The 20,590-nt window shown below is 69.6% G+C and carries 21 protein-coding genes; 13 read left to right on the top strand and 8 right to left on the bottom strand.

What is annotated here, in order from left to right; translation table 11 throughout:
* Positions 1-19: 19 nt before the first annotated feature.
* Entirely contained in the window at positions 20-424 is a 405-nt protein-coding gene (locus HJG44_RS20770; protein ID WP_171220250.1) for a DUF4267 domain-containing protein, read from the bottom strand.
* Between the two features lie 4 nt (positions 425-428).
* Entirely contained in the window at positions 429-665 is a 237-nt protein-coding gene (locus tag HJG44_RS20775) for a hypothetical protein (protein WP_171220251.1), read from the bottom strand.
* A 264-nt stretch (positions 666-929) separates the two neighbouring features.
* On the opposite strand from HJG44_RS20775, the gene HJG44_RS20780 reads away from it, so the two are divergent.
* On the top strand, positions 930-2,204 hold the full coding sequence (locus HJG44_RS20780; RefSeq protein WP_171220252.1) for a c-type cytochrome: 1,275 nt from the start codon (positions 930-932) through the stop codon (positions 2,202-2,204).
* A gap of 5 nt (positions 2,205-2,209) precedes the next feature.
* Here the strand turns inward: HJG44_RS20780 and HJG44_RS20785 are convergent, their stop codons facing one another.
* On the bottom strand, positions 2,210-4,189 hold the full coding sequence (locus HJG44_RS20785; protein WP_171220399.1) for a 4Fe-4S binding protein: 1,980 nt from the start codon (positions 4,187-4,189) through the stop codon (positions 2,210-2,212).
* 159 nt (positions 4,190-4,348) lie between these two features.
* On the opposite strand from HJG44_RS20785, the gene HJG44_RS20790 reads away from it, so the two are divergent.
* The 12 genes from HJG44_RS20790 (at position 4,349) to HJG44_RS20845 (ending at position 14,573) form a co-directional block, all read left to right on the top strand.
* Positions 4,349-5,077 (top strand): biotin/lipoate--protein ligase family protein, encoded by a 729-nt coding sequence (locus HJG44_RS20790; RefSeq protein ID WP_171220253.1) that lies wholly within the window; start codon positions 4,349-4,351, stop codon positions 5,075-5,077.
* On the top strand, positions 5,074-5,637 hold the full coding sequence (locus tag HJG44_RS20795) for a DUF6505 family protein (RefSeq protein WP_171220254.1): 564 nt from the start codon (positions 5,074-5,076) through the stop codon (positions 5,635-5,637). Before HJG44_RS20790 ends, HJG44_RS20795 begins: the two co-directional genes overlap by 4 nt.
* Positions 5,634-6,644 carry a DUF6352 family protein gene (locus HJG44_RS20800; RefSeq protein ID WP_171220255.1) on the top strand — a complete coding sequence of 337 codons (1,011 nt, stop codon included), beginning with the start codon at positions 5,634-5,636 and terminating at the stop codon, positions 6,642-6,644. Before HJG44_RS20795 ends, HJG44_RS20800 begins: the two co-directional genes overlap by 4 nt.
* Positions 6,641-7,165, top strand: coding sequence for a DUF3305 domain-containing protein (locus HJG44_RS20805; RefSeq protein WP_171220256.1), 525 nt, complete (start codon positions 6,641-6,643; stop codon positions 7,163-7,165). Before HJG44_RS20800 ends, HJG44_RS20805 begins: the two co-directional genes overlap by 4 nt.
* On the top strand, positions 7,162-7,830 hold the full coding sequence (locus HJG44_RS20810; RefSeq protein WP_171220257.1) for a DUF3306 domain-containing protein: 669 nt from the start codon (positions 7,162-7,164) through the stop codon (positions 7,828-7,830). The genes HJG44_RS20805 and HJG44_RS20810 overlap by 4 nt, the downstream gene beginning before the upstream one ends.
* A gap of 73 nt (positions 7,831-7,903) precedes the next feature.
* Positions 7,904-8,692, top strand: coding sequence for a Cro/CI family transcriptional regulator (locus HJG44_RS20815; RefSeq protein ID WP_171220258.1), 789 nt, complete (start codon positions 7,904-7,906; stop codon positions 8,690-8,692).
* Between the two features lie 46 nt (positions 8,693-8,738).
* Entirely contained in the window at positions 8,739-8,957 is a 219-nt protein-coding gene (locus HJG44_RS20820; RefSeq protein ID WP_171220259.1) for a formate dehydrogenase, read from the top strand.
* A gap of 10 nt (positions 8,958-8,967) precedes the next feature.
* Positions 8,968-11,910: a formate dehydrogenase subunit alpha gene (locus HJG44_RS20825; protein ID WP_171220260.1), complete on the top strand. Its 2,943-nt coding sequence runs from the start codon at positions 8,968-8,970 to the stop codon at positions 11,908-11,910.
* A 13-nt stretch (positions 11,911-11,923) separates the two neighbouring features.
* A complete protein-coding gene (fdh3B, locus tag HJG44_RS20830; RefSeq protein ID WP_171220261.1) occupies positions 11,924-12,520 on the top strand; it encodes a formate dehydrogenase FDH3 subunit beta in 597 nt (198 codons plus the stop codon).
* A 45-nt stretch (positions 12,521-12,565) separates the two neighbouring features.
* The gene (locus HJG44_RS20835) at positions 12,566-13,594 is read left to right on the top strand and encodes a formate dehydrogenase subunit gamma (RefSeq protein WP_246736407.1); all 1,029 of its coding nucleotides are present in this window, start codon (positions 12,566-12,568) and stop codon (positions 13,592-13,594) included.
* Between the two features lie 21 nt (positions 13,595-13,615).
* Positions 13,616-13,810: a hypothetical protein gene (locus HJG44_RS20840; protein WP_171220262.1), complete on the top strand. Its 195-nt coding sequence runs from the start codon at positions 13,616-13,618 to the stop codon at positions 13,808-13,810.
* A 31-nt stretch (positions 13,811-13,841) separates the two neighbouring features.
* On the top strand, positions 13,842-14,573 hold the full coding sequence (locus tag HJG44_RS20845) for a hypothetical protein (RefSeq protein WP_171220263.1): 732 nt from the start codon (positions 13,842-13,844) through the stop codon (positions 14,571-14,573).
* 127 nt (positions 14,574-14,700) lie between these two features.
* Here HJG44_RS20845 and HJG44_RS20850 read toward each other — a convergent pair whose 3' ends face one another.
* The 5 genes from HJG44_RS20850 to HJG44_RS20870 all read right to left on the bottom strand — a co-directional run bounded on the left by HJG44_RS20850 (position 14,701) and on the right by HJG44_RS20870 (position 20,588).
* Positions 14,701-15,705, bottom strand: a complete 1,005-nt coding sequence (locus HJG44_RS20850; protein WP_171220264.1) for an oligopeptide/dipeptide ABC transporter ATP-binding protein — start codon at positions 15,703-15,705, stop codon at positions 14,701-14,703.
* Entirely contained in the window at positions 15,702-16,745 is a 1,044-nt protein-coding gene (locus HJG44_RS20855) for an ABC transporter ATP-binding protein (RefSeq protein ID WP_171220265.1), read from the bottom strand. The genes HJG44_RS20850 and HJG44_RS20855 overlap by 4 nt, the downstream gene beginning before the upstream one ends.
* Before the next feature lie 219 nt (positions 16,746-16,964).
* Positions 16,965-17,852 carry an ABC transporter permease gene (locus HJG44_RS20860; RefSeq protein ID WP_171220266.1) on the bottom strand — a complete coding sequence of 296 codons (888 nt, stop codon included), beginning with the start codon at positions 17,850-17,852 and terminating at the stop codon, positions 16,965-16,967.
* A gap of 2 nt (positions 17,853-17,854) precedes the next feature.
* The gene (locus HJG44_RS20865) at positions 17,855-18,796 is read right to left on the bottom strand and encodes an ABC transporter permease (RefSeq protein ID WP_171220267.1); all 942 of its coding nucleotides are present in this window, start codon (positions 18,794-18,796) and stop codon (positions 17,855-17,857) included.
* A gap of 133 nt (positions 18,797-18,929) precedes the next feature.
* A complete protein-coding gene (locus HJG44_RS20870) occupies positions 18,930-20,588 on the bottom strand; it encodes an ABC transporter substrate-binding protein (protein ID WP_171220268.1) in 1,659 nt (552 codons plus the stop codon).
* Positions 20,589-20,590: the final 2 nt, after the last annotated feature.

Raw genomic sequence — 20,590 nt, forward strand, 5'->3', positions numbered from 1 at the left:
GAAGGGCGACGGGAAGGGTTCATCTCTGCACCGGCCGCAATTCGGCGCAGCGCAGCCCGAGGGACACGAGCCCCAGAGCCGCCGCTCCCGCAAGATGGATCAGGAGCTGCGGCATCGCGCTCCAGCCGGCGACGGAGAGCACGAGCGCGATGTCGCAGGCCGGGATCACCAGGCTTGCGGCAAGCACCAGGCTCAGAGCGCGGCGCGACGCAGCGGCCGCCAGGCCGAAGATGTAGAGCGCGAGGGCGAGGTCGCGGAATCCTATCGCCCTGACATAGGCGAGGGCGGCCGGTTCGGCCGCTTCGATGCCGAAGATGACGGCGCCGAGGCGGGGTGCCGCGACGAAGCAGAGGCCGACGAGCAGGAAGGCGAGCCCGAGCAGGAGCGCAGCCGGAACAGCCGCGCGGGCGAGGGCCCGCGCCAAACGGCTACGCTGCGAGCGCTGCGAGCGCCCGCTCTGCCAGGAGCTTCGGGTCGGACTGCCCACGCTTCGCCTCCTCGATGATGCGCGAGGCGAGCCGGCGGCGCAGCTCGTGTCCAGGCACGTCGAGCCGTAAGGTCTGCTCGTCGATGGACGAGAGCGCCGTATTGTAGGCCTCGGTGAGGTTCGCGATCTCGGCGGGGCCGAAAACGGCGGCGGCCGTGCGGAAGACTTGCGTGGGCATCGTCGGTCCCGAATGTGTGCGCCGGTCCCGGCCTGTCAAGGACCACGGATGGGCCGGGACCGGCTGGGCCGGTCGCCCGGCCCGCAACGCATCGGATCATCGGGCTCGCGGCAGGTCACTAACGGTTGTTAGGCAGGGAAAGCAGGCCGGTGCGCGTTGCGGACGGATAACGCGCCGCAGCCGGACACTCCGCCGGGCGCTTGTGCCCGTCGGGTGCCAGGCGGTACGCCGCTATCGTCAACTCCGAGTGGAGCGCCCCGGCCCGTGTTCCCGTCTCGCCTCGCCGCACTCGCGACCGCCTTGCTCTTCCTTGCCGGCCCGGCCGCAGCAGAATTTCGCGGCCATGGCGGGCCGGTGCGCGCGCTGGCCATCCTGGAGGACGGGGCGGCGGCCGTGTCCGGGAGCTTCGACCAATCCGCCATCCTGTGGGACCTCCGGAGCGGCGAGGCGAGATCGGTGCTGCGCTTCCACGAGGGCGCGGTGAATGCCGTGCTCGCCCTTCCCGGCGGGCGCTTCGCGACGGCGGGGGAGGATGGCCGGATCGCGCTGTGGCAGCCCGGCGGCGGGCAGCCTCTGCAGGTCGAGGAAGCCCATAAGGGTCCGATCGTCGGGCTCGCGCTGTCGCCGGACGGTGGGAGGATCGCCTCGGCATCGTGGGACGGTACGGCCCGGCTCACCCCGCTCTCGGGCGGCCCTGCGAGGGTGTTCGAGGGACACCAGGGCCAGGTGAACGCCGTCGCCTTCATGCCGGACGGGCGTCTCGTCACGGCGGGCTACGATGCAACGCTCAGGATCTGGCCTGCGGGGGAGGGCGCCCCCGCCATCCGGACATTGCCGACGCCGCTCAACGCGCTTGCGGTGGGGCCCGGCGGCGAGATCGTGGCGGGAGGCGCGGACGGGGTGCTGCGCCTCCTCTCGACCGAGGATCAGGCGCTGACGGAGTTGGACTTGCAGACCGGGCCGATCCTGGCGATCTCGGTCGCGCCCGGCGGCGGCCGCGCCGCGGTCGCGCTTCTCAGAGGCGCCGTTGCGCTCGTCGACCTTGGGACAGCGAGCACCGCGGCACGGCTAGTGGGGCCGGGCCTGCCGGTCTGGTCGCTGGCCTTCTCCCAAGACGGGGCGGAAATCCTGACGGGCGGCAGCGACCGCCTCGTCCGGCGCTGGAATGCCCGCACCGGCGAGCATATCGGGCCTGTCGTGATGATGCGGCCGCCCGAGCTGAACGCGGTCGCCGGCAGCGAGCGGGGCGCGGAGGTCTTCAAGGCCTGCGCGGCCTGTCACACGCTGACGCCCGACGGGGGCAATCGTGCCGGGCCGACACTGCACGGCGTCTTCGGCCGCAGGGTCGCCAGCCTCCCGGGCTACAATTTCTCGCCGGCGCTGAAGCAGCTCGACATCGTCTGGAACGCGGAGACGATCTCGAAGCTCTTCGAGATCGGGCCTGCGCGCTACACGCCGGGAACCAAGATGCCCGAGCAGACGGTCACGGCGGAGGACCGGGAGGCGCTGGTGCGGTACCTGGAGAAGGCGACCAGGTAGGCGCCTCAGGCCGTGCCGGGACCTGTCCGCGCGGCGAGGTAGTCGTCGGTGGTGCGCGGCCGACGCGTGTCGTGCTCGTGCGGGTCGAGATTGGCGTTCACCGCCGCCTCGACCCGGCAATCCTCGCACATCGTGAGCACGCGGATGCGTGCCTCGCCCTCGGGCCCGGCGAACATCCAATGGCTGCCGGAGAGCTTCTGGATGACGCGCTCGATCGCGCTGCGCGTCCCGAAGGGCTTTGCGCAGACCGTGCAGTGGAACGGCTCCTCCTCCTTTACGACGCGCTTGCCGGCGCCCCAGGCCGCGAAATCGAGCTGGGGCTTGAGCGCGATCACGTCCTCGGGGCAGGTCGCGGCGCATAGCCCGCATTGGACGCAGAGCGTCTCGTCGAAGGCGAGCATCGGCCGCTCGGGATTGTCCGACAGGGCCGCGGTCGGGCAGGCGCCGACGCAGGAGAGGCACAGCGTGCAATTCTCGACTTCGAAGGAGAGGCCGCCGAAGGGCGCGCCGGCCGCGAGCGGGACCACGTCGACCGGCTCCGGCGCAGCTCGATGGAGCTCACGGAAGGCGAGTTCCAGCACGCCGCGCTTCTCCCCCGCAAGGAGGAAGGAGGCCGGCTTCTCCGACGGGCGCCCGAGCGGTGCCGTGTCGAGAAGGGAGCGCAGCTCGTCGGGGTCATCGGTGGCGACGATCGAGACCGGCGCCGTGCCGTAGCCCAGCGCCGCCAGGACCGTGTTCGCGAGGTCCACGACGCGGAGGGTTGCGGCGAGGTCGTGCTTCGGCCGGTTCCGGACGAGGAGCCTTGCCCCGGCGGCGCCATAGGCGAAGAGCGCGGCGAGGGTCTCGGGGCCGATCTGCGTCACCTCGTTGACGCGCACCGGAAGCACGTTGGCCGGGAGCCCGTCGCCGAACCGCGCGAGCGCATCGATCAGCGGCTCGCCGTGGTCGCCGTCGTGGAACAGAACGACCGGGTCGCGCCCGCCTGCCGCCCGGTAGGCCTGGATGAGCGTGCGGAGCCTGCGCACGAGCGCATCCACCCTCGGCAGGGCATAGGAGGCGGCACCGGTTGGACAGGAGGCGGCGCAGCCGCCGCAGCCCGCGCAGACGAATGGATCGATCGCGACGTGGTCGCCGGCCGGGGCGATCGCCCCGGTCGGGCAGATGTCGAGGCAGCGCGTGCAGCCCGTGATCCGCGAGCGCGAGTGAGCGCAGAGCGCGGCCTTGAAATCGATGAAGCGCGGCTTGTCGAACTCGCCGACGAGGTGGGAGGCCTCCATCACCGCGCGCTCGACCGAGGCGGGGTCGCGCGGGTCGGCCCGGAGATAGCCGCTGCGCACCTCGTGCGCAGGAAAGAGGGGCAGTCCGCCCGAGAGGTCGACGACGAGATCGCAGGCCGAGGTTGCGCCGTCGCGAGGCGGGCCGAAGACGAGCGCGCCCCGCGAGGATGGCGAGGGCAGCGCGTAGTCGTCGATTCGCAGCTCGAAGGCTCCGAGATGGCCCTTTGCGGCCGCGATCGTACCTTTGAGCACGGGGAACTCGGTCGTCCGCGGCGGCGCGACGTCGGCCGGCTTCGTCAGGAGCACGGTTATGTCGAGATGCGGGGCGAGGCGGCGCGCCGCCTCGATCGCAACCTCGTCGCACCCATAGACGAGCGCCACGCCCTGGCTCACGAAGCTGACGGTCGAGATCGCCGGCATCGGCTCGGCGGCAGCCGCGAGGAGCGCGGCCATCTTCGGCCCGGCATCGCGGGCGTCCCTCGACCAGCCGGCGGTCTCGCGAATGTTCGCGAAGCTGATCCGGTCCGCCGCCGCGAACTCGTCCGCGATCTCGGCGAAGAGCGGCGCCTGCTGCGTGCAGGATACCGTGATGGGCGCACCCGTGCTCAGGGCCGACCGGAAGCGGTCGAGCTCCCGGCCGCAGAGCTGGTCGGCCTCCTGGAGCCTGCCGCCGCAGGCCGCGCCGATGGCGCGGGCATCGAGCGGCATCGTCTCCTCGCAGGAGCAGGCAAACACGACGCGTTCGGTGCTGGACAAGTCTTCGGCCCCAGGGCGCGGCGCTCTGCGCCTCGCATTCATTTGGACAAGCTTATACTGGAATGGATCAAAGGTAACCGGACACTTGCCCGCAGCACCAGCCGAAGCCGCATGACCGCCCTTGCCCTCCGCACCGAGCGACCGGCGCCCGACCTGCCGCCGGCCTTCTCCTGGGCCGCGCCTCCGCCGGGCATTCCGGTGCACGACTTTGCCCGGGATGCGGCAGCGCGGCTCGGCGCCGGGAGCCTGACGAGCCGCACCGGCGATCGAGTGCTCGAGTTCGCGGTCGTACTGGAGCCCGAGGAGCGGCTGCGCGACGCGCGCCGGTCAGCTCTCGTCGGCATGGCTGCCCTGGCGGACGCCGTCGGATCCGCGGCTCCGCCGGAGATGCCGGTCGCGATTCGCTATCCGGATGTCATCGAATTCGACGGTGCGCGGCTCGGAGGAGGGCGGCTCGCTTGGCCGGAGAGCTGCGGAGAGGAAGACGTGCCGGACTGGCTCGTGTTCTCGGCAATGCTGATCGCCTCCAAGCGTCATGCCGGCGATCCGGGGCTCACGCCCGATTCCACCGCCCTCGACGAGGAAGGCTTCGGGCCGGGCGCGCCGGATGCGATCGTCGAGGCGTTCGCGCGCTACCTGCTGCTCGGCTTCGACGCCGTCCGGGATCGCGGCTTCGCTGCCTGGTCGGACGCCTATCGCCGGTGGATGCGGGATGCCCGGACCGCGTGGCTCGACGCCGACGGGAACCTGCGGACCGGGACGGGCGAGGTCGTTCGGCTCGCGCAGGCGCTTGCGGACGCTTCCTGGTTCGATCCCGGGACGGGAGCGCCCCGGCTATGACGATCACGAAGCTGCCGCGCACGATCCGGCTCGATCCCTCGGACACCTTCGTCTTCGAGCGTGCGGCCGAGCCCGGCGAGTGGGCCGTCGCGGGCTCCTTCATGTTCCTCGACCTGGATCCCGCGGCGCTGACGGGCAAGGCGCGCGCGGCCTTTCGGTCGGGCTTCGTGGGCGTGTCCTCGCTCGGCTTCTCGACCCTGGTCGTGGTGAGCGAGGCGGGCCCGGACGAGGTCGAGGCGGCGACGACCGCCCTCGCGCGGCGGATCCGCGAACAGCTCGGCGCGCCGGATGACGCCACGGCGCTGGCGGCCGCAGAGGAGGAGATCGCGGCTGCCGCCTCGCTCTGCGGTCCGCCCCCCAACACGATCCTCGCCCTGCATCGAACCTTCCAGGACGGCGAGCTGCGCGAGCAGTTCCGGACCCTTACGGCAAAAGAGCCGGGCCTGCCCGGCGCCGACCGGCTCCATGCCGGCCTGCGCGTCTTCCAGTTCGTGGAGGCGGACGAGGAGCCGGAGGAGCGGATCGACCTTGCGGGCCTGATGGCGGAGAAGCGGGCGTGAGAGAGTTCTGGGTGTCGAGCGGCCACCACCTGACGCACCGGACGGAAGGCGGTGGCCTCGCGGTCACGGACGAGCTCCTGCTCGCCTATCTCGCGCGTCCGGAACTGATCCCTCCAGAAGAAGCCTGCGAGGCCGAGCGCGCGCTTCATGCGAGTCTCGCGGTGGATCCGCGCCGCCCTGTCGAGCCGGCCGAGGTCGCGGCCATCTCGGATGCGGATGCGCGCGAGAACTGGTCCGTGATGCTGGCGCTGCGCCAGGCGCTTCTCGGCGCTCCGACGATCGAGGCGGCCTATCTGCGGCTCGTCCGCGCAAACCCGATCACCACGCCGGTCATCTTCCTGAATCAGCTCGTGCACCTGATCCTGCGCAACGCGCTCGACGGCTGCGAGGACCCGTACGTGCTGCGCGCGGCCGAGCTGTTCTTCAGGCCGCAGCGCGTCTCGGTGAGCGGCGAGACCGTGCTGCTCGCCGATGCCGAGCTGATCGATGCACAGGACCCCGGCGCGCGCGGCTCCCCCCTCGCGGCGATGCTCGGTCGCGAGCCGATCGAGGAGCTCGACATCCTCGACGACGAGAGCGCCTGGACCTACTGGAGCCGTTCTGACGCCTTCTCGATGGCGCTGAACCTGAGCTCCAATCCGAAGTCCCGGGAGGGGCTCGCCCGTGCGGTCGAGGCTTGGCTGCGTCATCTTCTGCACCTCGAGACCCGCGTCGAGCCGATCGCCACCGTGCAGGACCGGGACTGGCGCTGGTTCATCGGCCTGGACGCCGAGGCGACGCGGATCGGCAACGCGGTCTGGCGCGGCGAGAGCCTCTCGTCCGACGAGCTGTCCCGCCTCCTCGCCATGTTCAGCCTGAGCTTCGCCGACCGCTCGCGCATCGACCCCAGGGTCGCGGGTCATCCGGCCTATCTCTTCCTCGCCATGAATCCGGACCGGCGCCTGATCCTGAAGCCGCAGAACCTCATCGTGGGGTTGCCGCTCGCAGCCGGGCAGGTGGCAGCATGAGCCGGGCGGGCGAACCCGAAGCGCGGATCACCGTCGGGGTTGTGGTCGCCCGGCGCAGGCTGTCCAATCCCTGGGCGGACCATGCGTGGCTCCCGACCGCTGTCCTGCCTGCCGCGCCCGAGACGCCGGCCTGGACGCGCCTGTCCGCGACGCAGACCGAGGAGCTGTTCTACGCCGGCCCCTACGAACTCGCGCTCCACCCGAGCGAGACGGCGCATTACCGGGACAACCTCGCCTCCGGCCAGCCCTCGCTGTGGGTAGCGCTGCGTCCGATCGGCGGCGAGGACCATGAGATCGCGGCCGTGACGGCCGACCCCTACGAGGGCGAGGGGCTGGCGGAGGGGATCGGCGAGATCGTCGAAGCGGTGCCGATGCCGACCGAGATCCGGGATCACCTGGCAGCCTATGTGGCCGCATTCCACGTCGAGCGGGCCTTCTTCAAGCGCAGGAACGACCGCCCCGATGCCGAGGCGCTGGCCCGACGCGCCCCCGGCCGGGACCGGACGGGAGGAGAGGGATGAATTGGGGTGATGGCTTCCTCGCCCGCTGGTCGCGCCGCAAGCTCGGCGCCGAGCGGGAGGAGACGCCGGATGCGCCGGAGCCGCGCCCGGACGAGGCCGCCCTTGCAACGGACGAGACCCTTCCAGAGGAGGAACTCGCGCTCCTGCCCCGGATCGAGGATCTGACGCCCGAGTCCGACATCTCCGGGTTCCTGCGCAAGGGCGTGCCGGAGGTGCTGCGCAAGGCCGCGCTGAGGCGGATGTGGTCCCTCGATCCCGCGATCCGCGACTACGTCGGCGACGCCCGCGATTACGCATGGGACTGGAACGTCCCGGGCGGCGTGCCGGGGGGCGGGCCCCTCGGCCTCGCCGACGACATCACGGATCGGCTCGACCGGATGTTCTCCGCCCTATCCGACCACGCGCCGGGCGCGACGCCGGGCCGGGAAACCGGCCGCGGGGGGCCCGAAGCGCCCGAAGCTTCCCCCGAGAGCCGACCGGAGCAGGTCGCCGCCGGTGGCAGCCCTCCGGCGATTCCGCCATCCGGAACGGCGTCCCCCGGCGAGCCGGCCGGTGGCACGGGCACGGCGGTGGCGGTCTCCGCTCGGGAGGAGAATGCGCCCGACCCCGCGCAGCGCCCCTTGCGACGGCATGGCGCGGCCATACCAAAGTTCGATCTTTTCTAACTCTTGTTTATCCTCATAACGTCGTATTATGGCGGTCAAGCGTGGGCGACAGGGACCGCGTGCCGGGAGCGAGATGCGAGCCGAGGGTATCGAGCAGGCCATTCGGGCCGCTGGAAGCATTGGAGCGCTGGCGCGTGCGCTGGGCATTTCGCAGCCGGCTGTCTCGAACTGGCGCCGTATCCCGGCCGATCGTGTCGTGAAGGTGGAGGAGGTCACCGGGATCCCTCGCGCCGTCCTCCGCCCCGATCTCTACCCAACCGAGGACCTCCCGTTGCCCTCAGGCCGAGAGCTTGATGAGGTCGATCTTCTTCGTTCTCAGCACTACCAATTGCTTGCCGTCCTGCTCGGGCAGGCGCCGACCGTGCAGCTCCTCGCGGCTCTCGGCGCGATCGAAGGGGACGCCACGCCGCTCGGCCTAGCCTACCGCAGGCTCGCCGAGGCTGCCCGGGAAGCCGATGCCGACGCGGTCTCGCGCGAATATTTCGACCTCTTCATCGGCGTCGGTCGGAGCGAGCTCCTGCCTTATGCCTCGTATTACCTCACCGGGTTCCTGAACGAGCGGCCGCTCGCCCGGGTGCGTACGGATCTGCAGGCCCTCGGGATCGAGGCGGCCGAGGATCTGCGCGAGCCTGAGGATCATGTCGCGATCCTGTGCGACGTGATGGCGGGACTCGCGGCGGGCCGGTTCGAGGGCGGGGCTGGCGCAGAGCGCCGCTTCTTCGAGCGGCATCTGAAGCCCTTTGCCGAGCGTTTCTTCGGCGATCTGGAGACTGCTCGATCTGCGCGGTTCTACCGTGCGGTCGGGGCGCTCGGGCGCCTGTTCATGGAAATCGAGGCGGAAGCCTTTGCGCTGGAGAACTGATCCGCCGGCCGGCGGATCGGGAGCGGCGTCGAGAGGAGACGGGAGAATGAGCGAGAGCGACCGGAAGGCGGTGGATCGCCGCAAGTTCCTCGGCGCGGTGGGCGGCGCCTCAAGCGCGGCCGTGGTCGTCGCAGTCTCGCCGATCGCCGCGACGGAGGCCCAGGCCTACGACCCCGGGCCCAACGAGACCAAGGCTCGCTACCGCGAGTCCGACCACGTGAAGGCGTTCTATCGTACCAATGGGTACGAGACGCTGAAGAAGTGAGGGCTGCCCCATGCTGACGAAGCGCAAGAGCGGCGAAGCGAGCCGCGGCAAGCTGCAGTCCTTCGCATCCGGCCTCGCCTCCGGCGTGATCGACCGGCGCTCCTTCCTGCGCCAGTCCGGGCTTGCGGTCGGCGGCCTCGCGGCCGCGGGCTCGATCCAGCTCGGGGCGGTCCGCAAGGCGAGGGCGGCCGGCACCGCCGTGAGCGGTCCGCAGGTGCAGATCAAGAAGAACATCTGCACCCATTGCTCGGTCGGCTGCACGGTGACGGCCGAGGTCGTGAACGGCGTATGGGTCGGCCAGGAGCCCTCCTGGGACAGCCCGATCAACCGCGGCACGCATTGCGCTAAGGGCGCGGCGATCCGGGAGCTGGTGCACAGCGAGCGGCGCCTCAAATACCCGGTGAAGCTCGTCGACGGGCAATGGCAGCGGGTCAGCTGGGACCAGGCGATCAACGAGATCGGCGACAAGCTGCTCGACATCCGCCAGAAATACGGCGCTGACTCCGCCTATTGGCTCGGCTCCGCCAAGTACACGAACGAGGCCGCGTATCTGCTTCGCAAATTCGGGGCCTTCTGGGGCACGAACTCGGTCGACCACCAGGCGCGCATCTGCCATTCGACTACCGTCGCCGGCGTCGCCAACACCTGGGGCTACGGTGCCCAGACGAATTCCTACAACGACATCCGCAACGCCAAAACCATGATCATCATGGGCGGCAACCCCGCGGAAGCGCATCCGATCTCCATGCAGCACGTGCTGTCCGGCAAGGAGATCAACCGCGCCAACATGATCGTCATCGATCCGCGCTTCACGCGGACGGCCGCACACGCGACGGAATATGTCCGGCTGCGCTCCGGCACGGACATCCCGCTCGTCTGGGGCATCCTCTGGCACATCTTCCAGAACGGCTGGGAGGACAAGGAATTCATCCGCCAGCGCGTCTACGGCATGGAGGATGTCCGCAAGGAGGTCGCCAAGTGGACGCCCGACGAGGTTGAGCGGGTCACCGGCGTGCCCGGCGAGCAGCTCAAGCGCGTGGCCTATCTGTTCTCGCACGAGAAGCCCGCCACCGTGATCTGGTGCATGGGCGCGACCCAGCACACGGTCGGCACCGCAAACGTGCGGGCGCTCTGCATCCTGGCGCTCGCCACCGGCAATGTCGGCAAGCCAGGAACCGGGGCCAACATCTTTCGCGGCCACACGAACGTGCAGGGCGCGACCGATCTCGGCCTCGATATCTCGACCCTGCCGCTCTATTACGGACTGGTCGAGGGCGCCTGGCGGCATTGGGCGCGCGTCTGGGATGTCAGCTACGACTGGCTCCAGTCCCGCTTCGACGAGGTGCCCGCGAAGGCCGGCCGGCCCGCCCGCACCCGCAAGCAGAACATGGAGGCGCCCGGGATCACCTCGACCCGGTGGTTCGACGGCGTGAACCTGCCGGAGGACCAGGTCGACCAGAAGGCCAACATCAAGGCCATGATGGTGTTCGGCCACGGCGGCAACACGGTGACCCGCATCCCCGAGGCGGTCGAGGGCGTCAACAAGCTCGAGCTGCTCGTGGTGGCCGACCCGCATCCGACGAGCTTCGCCACGATGGGCAACCGGAAGGACGGCGTCTATCTCCTGCCGATTTGCACCTCGCTCGAGATGGACGGCTCGCGCACCGCGTCCAATCGCTCCCTCCAGTGGGGCGAGCAGATCGTGAAGCCGGCATTCGAATCGAAGAACGACTACGAGTTCCTGTACCTGCTGGCGAAGAAGCTCGGCTTCGCGGAGGAGCTGTTCAAGAACATCAAGGTCGAGAACAACGTCCCGGTTCCGGAAGACATCCTGCGCGAGATCAATCGCGGCGGCTGGTCCACCGGCTATTGTGGCCAGTCGCCGGAGCGGCTGAAGGCGCATATGCGCAACCAGCACAAGTTCGACCTCGTGACGCTGCGCGCGCCCAAGGACGATCCGGAGGTGGGCGGCGACTATTACGGCCTGCCGTGGCCCTGCTGGGGCAAGCCTGAGATCCGCCATCCCGGCACGCACATCCTCTACAACACGAACCTGCACGTGAAGGAGGGCGGCGGCGCCTTCCGGGCCCGCTTCGGGGTGGAGCGGAACGGCCAGACGCTGCTTGCGGAGGATTCGTACCCGGTCGGCTCCGAGCTCACGGACGGCTATCCCGAGATCACCTTCGGGATCCTGAAGAAGCTCGGCTGGGACAAGGACCTCACGCCGGACGAACTCGCGACCATCCAGCGGATCGGCGGCAACAACGTGGATGCCGTGAGCTGGGCGATCGACCTGTCGGGCGGCATCCAGCGCGTCTGCCTCGAGCGCGGGGTCATGCACTACGGCAACGGCAAGGCCCGGGCGAATGCCTGGAACCTGCCGGACCCGATCCCGGTCCATCGCGAGCCGATCTATTCGCCCAAGCCCGAGCTCGTGGCGAAATATCCGACGCGGCCCGACGAGCGGCAGTTCCGGATCCCGAACAACGGCTTCACCGTGCAGAAGGCCGCGGTCGACAAGAACATCGCCCGATCCTTCCCGATCATCCTCTCCTCGGGCCGCCTGGTGGAATACGAGGGCGGCGGCGAGGAGACCCGGTCGAATCCGTGGCTGGCCGAGCTGCAGCAGGACATGTTCGTCGAGATCAACCCGGCGGATGCTGCCGAGCGCGGCATCAAGGACGGCGCCTGGGTCTGGGTGCTCGGGCCGGAGAACAACGCCAAGACCAAGGTGAAGGCGCTCGTCACCGAGCGCGTCGGCAAGGGGGTGGCCTGGATGCCGTTCCACTTCGCCGGCTGGTACCAGGGCGAGGACCATCGCTCGAGATATCCGGCCGGGACAGATCCCGTCGTCCTCGGCGAGAGCGTGAACACCGTCACGACCTACGGCTTCGATCCGGTGACCGGCATGCAGGAGACGAAAGTCACCCTCTGCCAGATCCAGGCGGCCTGACGGAGACCCGACAATGGCCCGTATGAAGTTCCTCTGCGACGCCGACCGCTGCATCGAGTGCAACGCCTGCGTCACCGCCTGCAAGAACGAGCACGAGGTGCCGTGGGGCATCAATCGGCGCCGAGTCGTGACGCTCAACGACGGCAAGCCGTCCGAGCGCTCGATCTCGATGGCCTGCATGCACTGCACGGACGCGCCCTGTGCGGCCGTGTGCCCGGTGAACTGCTTCTTCACCACGGCGGATGCCGTCGTCCTCCACTCGAAGGACCTCTGCATCGGCTGCGGCTACTGCTTCTACGCCTGCCCCTTCGGGGCGCCGCAATATCCCCGGGTCGGGAATTTCGGCTCCCGCGGCAAGATGGACAAGTGCACCTACTGTGCCGGCGGTCCCGAGGCCGACCTCACGACCGCGGAATACGAGAAATACGGTTCGAACCGCCTGGCCGAAGGCAAGCTGCCGCTCTGCGCCGAGATGTGTTCCACGAAGGCGCTCCTCGCCGGTGACGGCGAGATCATCGCCCAGATCTACAAGGAGCGCGTCGTCAAGCGCGGTTACGGTTCGGGCGCCTGGGGCTGGAAGACGGCCTACCGCGAGACGGTCGCGATCTGATCGCGGCCCGATCCCCCGACAGCCAGACACGAGGTCAGCGCCGTGATGCACCTTCTCCGGATCGCCCTGGCGGCTCTCATGCTCGGCGGAGGCGCCGCTGTCCTCGCGCAGACCGGGCGGGACGTGCCCCCCGCAGCCTCCACCGCGAACCCGAGCGGGCAGAACCCCACGGCGGCTTCGGTTCGCGAGGACCAGCTCCTGCGCGAGCTGAACAAGCTGCAGGGCCGCGTCTCCATCCCGGACGGCAAGGCGGCGTTGCTCGAGCAGCCGCAGGGCCGCGAGTGGCGCCAGTTCCGCGAGGGCTGGCTGCCCTGGATCGGTGGCATCGCGATCCTCGGCATGCTGCTCGCGCTGTTCGGGTTCTACTTCACGAAGGGGCGCATCCGGCTCGATCAGACCGAGGAATCCGGCGTCAAGATCCTGCGCTTCAACGCCTTCGAGCGCTTCATGCACTGGCTCACGGCCGTCTGCTTCATCGTTCTCGCGCTGACCGGGCTGAACTACATCTTCGGGAAGCGGCTGCTCATGCCGATCATCGGGCCGGACGCCTTCGCAGCGCTCTCCCAATGGGGCAAGTACGCCCACAACTACCTGGCCTGGCCGTTCATGCTGGGCTTGCTGCTCATGCTGATCGTCTGGGTAAAAGACAACATCCCGAACCGTGTCGACGTCGCCTGGATCAGGAAGGGCGGCGGCTTCCTGGGTGATGCGCATCCGAGCGCGTACCGCTTCAATGCCGGCCAGAAGATGATCTTCTGGATCGTGGTGATTGGCGGCTTGCTGATGTCGGCGACGGGCATCCTCATGCTGTTCCCGTTCTCGGCAACGGACATCAACGGGATGCAGCTCACGCAGGCGGTGCATGCCGTCATCGGGGTGCTCTTCATCGCCGCCATCCTGGCCCACATCTATATCGGGTCGCTCGGTATGGAGGGTGCCTACGACGCCATGGGCTCGGGCGAGGTCGACCTCGCCTGGGCACGCCGCCACCACGACCTCTGGGTCGAGGAGCAGCGGGCCAAGACCGCCAGCGGTCCGCAGGTCCATGGCGCGCGGCCCGTCCCGGCCGAATGACCTGAGGACGGGAGTGAGGACATGAAGACGATCATTCTCGCCATCGTCGCGGCTGTCTTGCTCGCCGGCGCGGCGGCGTATCTGCTCTCCGTGAATCAGAAGCCGGCCTACCAGGCCTTTTCGACCACGGGTGCGCGCGTCACCCCGACGGACAATCTCGTCGGACCGAACTGGAGCGGCGATCCGCAGGGGCGCGGTGCGGGCCATCGCGGCTGACCCCGCGGTTCAGCGGCCGAAAGGACAGGATATGACGAGAGCCTCGATCGCGACGAGCCTTCTTGCGCTGGGCCTCGCCTGGAACGGTTCGGCGCTGGCCCAGGCTCCGGCTCCCGGCGAACCCGGCCAGGTGGCCCAGCCCGCTCCGGCGACGCCAGCAGTTCCCGCTCCGGCGGCCGCGGCTCCGGCCGCGCAGGCTCCAACGGAGCCCGCCGCACCCCGCGTTGTGCAGCAGCAGCCCGGCAAGCCTGCCAATATCTGCCAGGAACTCGCCAATTTCGTCCGCCAGCCCGCCGCGGCGCCGGCGGCCTCCGCGCCGTCCCCGCAGCAGGCGACCGCCGTCCAGGCGCCCTCGCCGGGCCAGCCCGCGCCGCAGCCGCACCCTGCGGCCGGTCAGGGGCCGCAAAGCTCCGGGATCAGCGGCCCGGTCCCGCAGGGCGGACCCGGTGCGCCCGGCCCTCAGGGCCAGGCCCAGGCCAATCCGGCCGCGCCCCAAGCGGCGCCCGGCGCTCCCGCGGCTCCGGCTCCCGCCGCGTCGGCCCAGGCCGCCGCCCGTCCGGCGCCCACGCCCGCCCCGGCGGCCGCGCCTGCGCCGACATCCGAGCAGCGCGCGCGCCTCGAGACGGCGTTCCAGGCGGACGACATCAAGTCCTGCCGCGAGGTCGCCCAGCAGATGCGGCGCGCCGGGGTGAAGCTGCCCGATCCGCTGCTCGCGCTCGCAGCGCTGGACCTCAAGTTCCTGGAGACGGCGAAGCAGCCCTGAGGCCTGCTGAGGCGCAGGCCGCGATATCTCGCCGGCTTCGCCCTCCTGCCGACTTGCCAAGCCCCGCCCGGTTCGTGTGGGCGGTCCGTCCGCCGGCGGAGCGCGCATCCTCGCCCGGGGACGGGCGTCAGGCTGGAGCCGGTTCCGGATGCCGCGCGAGCAGGCCGGGCGACACGTCCGTGCGGATGCAGCGCGCCGCATGTCCCGGCCCGATCGGGATCGGGGGCGGCCGGTCGGCGCGGCAGGGCTCGATCGCGAGGGGGCAGCGCGGCGCGAAGGGACAGCCCGGCGGCAGGTGGGCGAGATCCGGCGGCGAGCCCGGGATCGCGTCGAGCCGCGAGCCCTTGGCCAGCGCGCCCTCGGCGCGGCTCTTCAAGAGACCGATCGTATAGGGGTGGCGCGGGTCGCGGATCAGGTCGCGTGCGGAACCCTCCTCGACGATGCGGCCGGCATACATGACCGCAATGCGGTCGGCTACCTCGACCGCCGCACCGAGATCGTGCGTCACGAAGACGATCGAGAGGCCGAACTCGCGCTGGAGTTCGCGCAGCAGCAGCAGGATCTGGATCTGCACGGTCGCGTCGAGCGCGGTGGTCGGCTCGTCCGCCAGCAGGACCTTAGGACGGCAGGCGAGTGCGAGCGCAATCATCGCGCGCTGGCGCATCCCGCCCGACATCTCGTGCGGGTAGGCGTCGAGCCGCCGCTCGGGGCTTGGGATCCGCACCTTCTGGAACAGCTCCAGCGCACGCGCGCGGGCCTCCGCCCGGCTCGCTTTCTCATGCCGGCGGATCACCTCCGCGATCTGCTCGCCGACCGTATAGACCGGATCGAGCGCGAGTAGCGGTTCCTGGAAGATCATCGAGACGGTGGCGCCGCGGTAATCGGCGAGCTGGCGCTCGCTCATGGCGAGCACGTCCCGTCCGGCCACCGTGATCGAGCCTTCGACCCTGCTGCGCCGCGGCGGGTGGAGGCGCATGAGCGAGCGCAGAGTCACGCTCTTCCCCGAACCGGATTCGCCGATCAGGGCGACGACCTCGCCCTGATGAAGCGTCAGGTCGACGCCGTCTACGGCGCGTACCACGCCGCCGAAGGTGACGCGCAGGTCGCGGATCTGGATGGCGGGCTCGGTCACGCCGCCAGCTCCACGCTTGTCGCCGCCGGCGCCAGCGAGTGCCCGGAGCCCGGCTGGACCGCGAGGCAAGCTGCGCGGTGGCTGCCCTCGGTCGCGGCGAGCGGGGGTTCTTTGGCCGAGCAGACGGGCTCGACCAGGGCGCAGCGCGTATGGAAGCGGCAGCCCGGGGGTGGGTCGATGGGGTTCGGCGGGTCGCCGGCCAGCGGCGCGACCTCCGTCCGGTTGTCCGGATCGAGCGAGGGCATGGAGGAGAGGAGGGCGGCGGTATAGGGATGCTGCGCCCGTTCGAACACCTCCTCCGAGCCGCCGATCTCGGCCACCTTGCCGAGATACATTACCATGACCCGGTCCGAGATGAAGCGGACGACGTTCAGATCGTGGCTGATGAAGATGTAGGTGAGCCCGAACTCCTCCTTCAGGTCGAGGAGGAGGTTCAGCACCTGCGCCTCGACCGACTTGTCGAGTGCGGACACGGCCTCGTCGAGGATGACGAGGCGGGGCTGCAGGGCGAGCGCGCGGGCGATGTTCACGCGCTGGCGCTGGCCCCCCGAGAGTTCGTGCGGGTAGCGCTCGGCGAAGCGCCGCGGCTCGAGCCCGACCCGGGCGAGGAGGTCGCGCGCGCGCCCGACCGCCTCCTTTCTCGGGACGCCATGCACCTGTGGTGCGAAGGCGATGGACGCTTCGATGGTGAGGCGCGGGTTCAGGGACGAGTAGCTGTCCTGGAACACCATCTGGCACTGGCGCCGGAATTCCTTCAGGCTGAGCGCGCGCGAGCCGACCCGCTCGCCGTCGAACACGATCTCGCCTGCGGTCGGGTCGATAAGGCTGAGGAGCAGGCGGGCGGTGGTCGACTTGCCGCAGCCGGACTCGCCGACGACCCCGAGCGTCTCGCCCTTCAGCACCTCGAAATCGATGCCGTCGACGGCCCGCACCTTGGCACTCGCGCCGCCGAACAGGCCCTTCTTCACGGGGAAGTGCTTTAGGAGGCCCTTGACCGTGAGGAGCGGCTGGGCCGGCCCGCCGCGATCTTCGGGAATCATCGGCAACCCCTCGTCATTCCGTGCGCGCCGCAGCACGAAGTTATGCGGTGCAGACACGGAACCCACTCGCCCCACCAACCGTGGGTTCCGGGTTCCGCTGCGCGGCCCCGGAATGACAGCTCGGGGTGCAGCGGATGGCCCCCCACCCCGCTCGCGCTCCGCGCGAGTCGGCCCTCCCCACGAGGGGGAGGGGAATGGGTCGCGCACAAATCCCGCTCGTCACTGCTTCACGTCCATGGCCGAGCGGAGGCCGTCGGCCAGCAGGTTGAATGCGATGGAGGTGATGAAGATCATCACGCCGGGTAGGGCCGCGAGCCAGGGCTGGACATAGATCGCGGTACGAAGCGTATTGAGCATGAGGCCCCATTCCGGCTCCGGGGGGCGGACGCCGAGGCCGAGGAAGGAGAGGCCGGAGGCGAGGATCATCGAGACCGAGATGAGGCTCGTCGCATAGACGAAGATCGGCCCGAGTACGTTGCCGAGCACGTGCACGCGCACGATGGTGAAGCCGCCTGCGCCAGAGGCGCGGGCCGCCTCGACATAGTCCCGCGAGCGCACCTGCGTCGTGACTGCCTCCGCGACCCGAGCGATCTGCGGCACGAAGACGACGGTCAGCGAGACGAGCGCGTTGCCGAAGCCGGCCCCGAGGGCGCCGGAGAGCGCGACCGCGAGGAGCACGGACGGAAACGCGTAGAACACGTCGATCGTCCGCATGATCGCGGTGTTGACCCAGCCGCCGACATAGCCGGCGAAGATGCCGATGGCGGAGCCGATCCCGAAGGCGAGTATCACGGGCGTGATGCCCATGAAGAGCGACAGCCGCGCCCCGAAGATGAGGCGGGAGAGCATGTCGCGCCCGAGTTCGTCCGAGCCGAGCGGATAGCCGGCCGTGCCGATCGGGCGGAGGCGCCGCAGAGACGAGGCGCGGTAGGGGTCCGCCGGCGCGATGTAGGGCGCGAAGATCGCCATCAGGATGAGGGCCAGGATGACCAGCCCGGCGAATATCGCGACCGGGTCGCGACGGAGGCGCCGCCAGACTCCGGTCCAATAGCCGGTCGTCTTCGGTTGCGGCGCCTCGACGATGCTCTGCTGTGCCAGCGCGGCCATCGTCAGCTCCGCTGGATGCGCGGGTCGAGCGCGGTCTGCACCACGTCGACGAGCAGGTTCAGGATCACGAAGAACAGCGCCAGCACCAGGATCGTGCCCTGCAGGAGGGGCAGGTCGCGCTGGAAGATCGCGGCGTTGAGGAGGAAGCCCGTGCCCGGCCAGGAGAACACGGTCTCGATCAGGATCGAGCCGCCGAGCAGGTAGCCGAGCTGCAGGCCCATCACGGCGAGGGCCGTCGGGGCCGCGTTCTTCACGACGTGCCTGAACACGCCCCAGTCGGTGAGGCCCTTGGCGCGCAGCCCGATCACGAATTCCTGGGCGAGGATGTCCGCGACGAGGGCCCGGACGGTCCTCGCCACGATCCCCATCGGGATCACCGACATCGTGACCGCCGGCAGGATCATGAAGCGGAGCGAGCCGAAGAAGCCCTCGTTCCCGGACCCGGCGCCGGTCGGCGGCAGCCAGCCGAGGATGGCCGCGAAGACGATCACCAGCACCATGCCGAGCCAGTAATGCGGCACGGAGACGCCGAGGACGGAGAGGGCGGAGGCGGCCTTGTCCACAAGGCTGTCGCGGTAGTAGCCGGCGACGAAACCGAACAGCGAGCCGAAGAAGAAGCCGATCAGCGTCGCGAGGATCGAAAGGCGCAGCGTGTAGCCGACGGCCTTGAACACCTCGTCCGTCACGGGACGGCCGGTCGCGATGGAGGTGCCGAGATCGCCATGCGCGGCACGCCAAAGCCAGCGGCCGAACTGTTCCGGATAGGAGCGGTCGAAGCCGTAGAGGGTGCGGAGCATCGCCTGCAGGTCGGCCGATGCGTCGGGCGGCAGCACGGAAACCAGCGGGTCTCCGGGTGCAATATGGACGAGCGCGAAACAGACCAGCGCGACCCCGAACAGGATCGGGACCGTGTAGGCGACGCGGCGGGCGAGATAGGCGAGCATGAGCCTTTCCGGTTGTCATGGCCGGGCTTGGCCCGGCCATCCCGATCTCAGGGCACGGCCACGGATCGAGATCCCCGGGTCACCCTCGGATCGCGTCCGAGGGCAGGCGCCCGGGGATGACGAGCTGCGCTCGTCACTCCATCGACATCGTGGCGATGTCGATGAACCAGCTCTGCGGCTGCACGACGCCCTTCACCTTGGGCGACATGGCGCGCGGGCCGACATCATGCGCGACCCAGACGAAGGGCGCCTCCTCGACGATCCGCTTGTGCAGCCGCGCCAAAGCTTCGTCCCGTGCCTTGTCGTCGAAAGTGGTGCGGGCGTCGGCGATGAGCTTGTCGAACTCCTCGTTGCCGAAATAGCCCCAATTGTTGGAGACCGGCGGGAAGGTCTTGGTCGAGGTGAAGCGCACCATCCCGAAGAACGGGTCCATCGCCGCGTAGGTCACGTTGATGGCGTTGGCGCCGCGGGCGGAGGGATCCTTGGCGCCTTGGCGCCAGTTCGTGAAGAGCGTGTTCCACTCGATCACGTCGAGCTCGACGTCGAAATAGCACTCCTTCAGCGCCTGCTGCAGATACTCGTTCATCGGGATGGGCATCATCTGGCCCGAACCCGAGGCGGAGGTCTGCACCTTCACCTTCAGCGGCTTCGAGGCCGAGTGGCCGGCCTCGGCCATGAGCTTCTTCGCGGCGGCCGGGTCGTACTTGATCTTGAACGAGGGATTGCCGTTCCAGGGATGGCCTTCCTCGTAGGTGGCATAGGCCTCCGCCATGAGGCCGCTCAGCGCCTCCTTCAGCTCCGTGCGGTTGATGCAGAGATTCGCCGCGTGGCGGACGCGCCTGTCGAGCCAGGGCGAGCCTTCGACGAAGGAGAGCTGCCACGGCCAGACATGCGGCTGCGCGTTCTGGTACATCTTGAAGCCGCGGCTCTTGATCTGCTCGACCGCGTCCGGCGCGGGCGCCTCGATCCAATCGACCTGACCCGACAGAAGGGCGGCAGTGCGGGCATTCGCTTCGGGCAGCGGCAGGAGGATGACCTTCGGGATCTTAGGCCGGCGCTTCTCGTCCCAGTAGGTCGCGTTCGCGGCAAGCTCGAGCCGCTCGCGCGGAACGAAGCGCGTCACCTTGAACGGGCCGGAGCCGGAGGGATCGGCCGCGAAAGCCGCCCAGGCCTGCTTTGCGCGCTCGGCGGGGTCCGTCACGGAAGCGGGGATCGCCTTCAGCTTCGCCTCCCAGTGGGCGGGCGAGGCCATGAACAGGTTGGACAGATTGATCGGGAGGAACGAGTCGGGCTCCGACGTCGTGAGCTCGACCGTCATGTCGTCGACCACGCGGGCGGAGCGCAGCGTCGGCATGCGCGAGGCAGTGACGCCCACCTGGCTTGCATCGAAATGCGGGGCCGACTTGTCCAGGACCTTCTGGACGTTCCAGACCACCGCAGCGGCGTCGAAGGCGGACCCGTCGTGGAATTTCACGCCCGGGCGGAGCTTGAACGTCCACTTCGTCTTGTCGTCCGTGACCTTCCATTCGGTCGCGAGACCCGGGACGAGGACCGAAGGCTCCTTCTCCTTCGAGAGGTCCCAATGGGTCAGGGCGTCGTAGATCGGGATGCCCGTGAAGCGGTTGCCCTCGAAGCCCTGGTCCGGCTGGCCGAGCGTGCGCGGGATGTCCGCCGCCGTCATGGCGATCCGCAGCACCTTCTCCTGGGCCGCCGCCTGCGAGGAGATGAGACCCGCCGCCATGCCGACGGCCAAGAGGCTGCAGCCGAAGCTCAGCGCCCAACGCGAAACCATCC

The sequence above is a fragment of the Enterovirga aerilata genome (assembly GCF_013044135.1).
Lineage (GTDB): Bacteria > Pseudomonadota > Alphaproteobacteria > Rhizobiales > Beijerinckiaceae > Enterovirga > Enterovirga aerilata.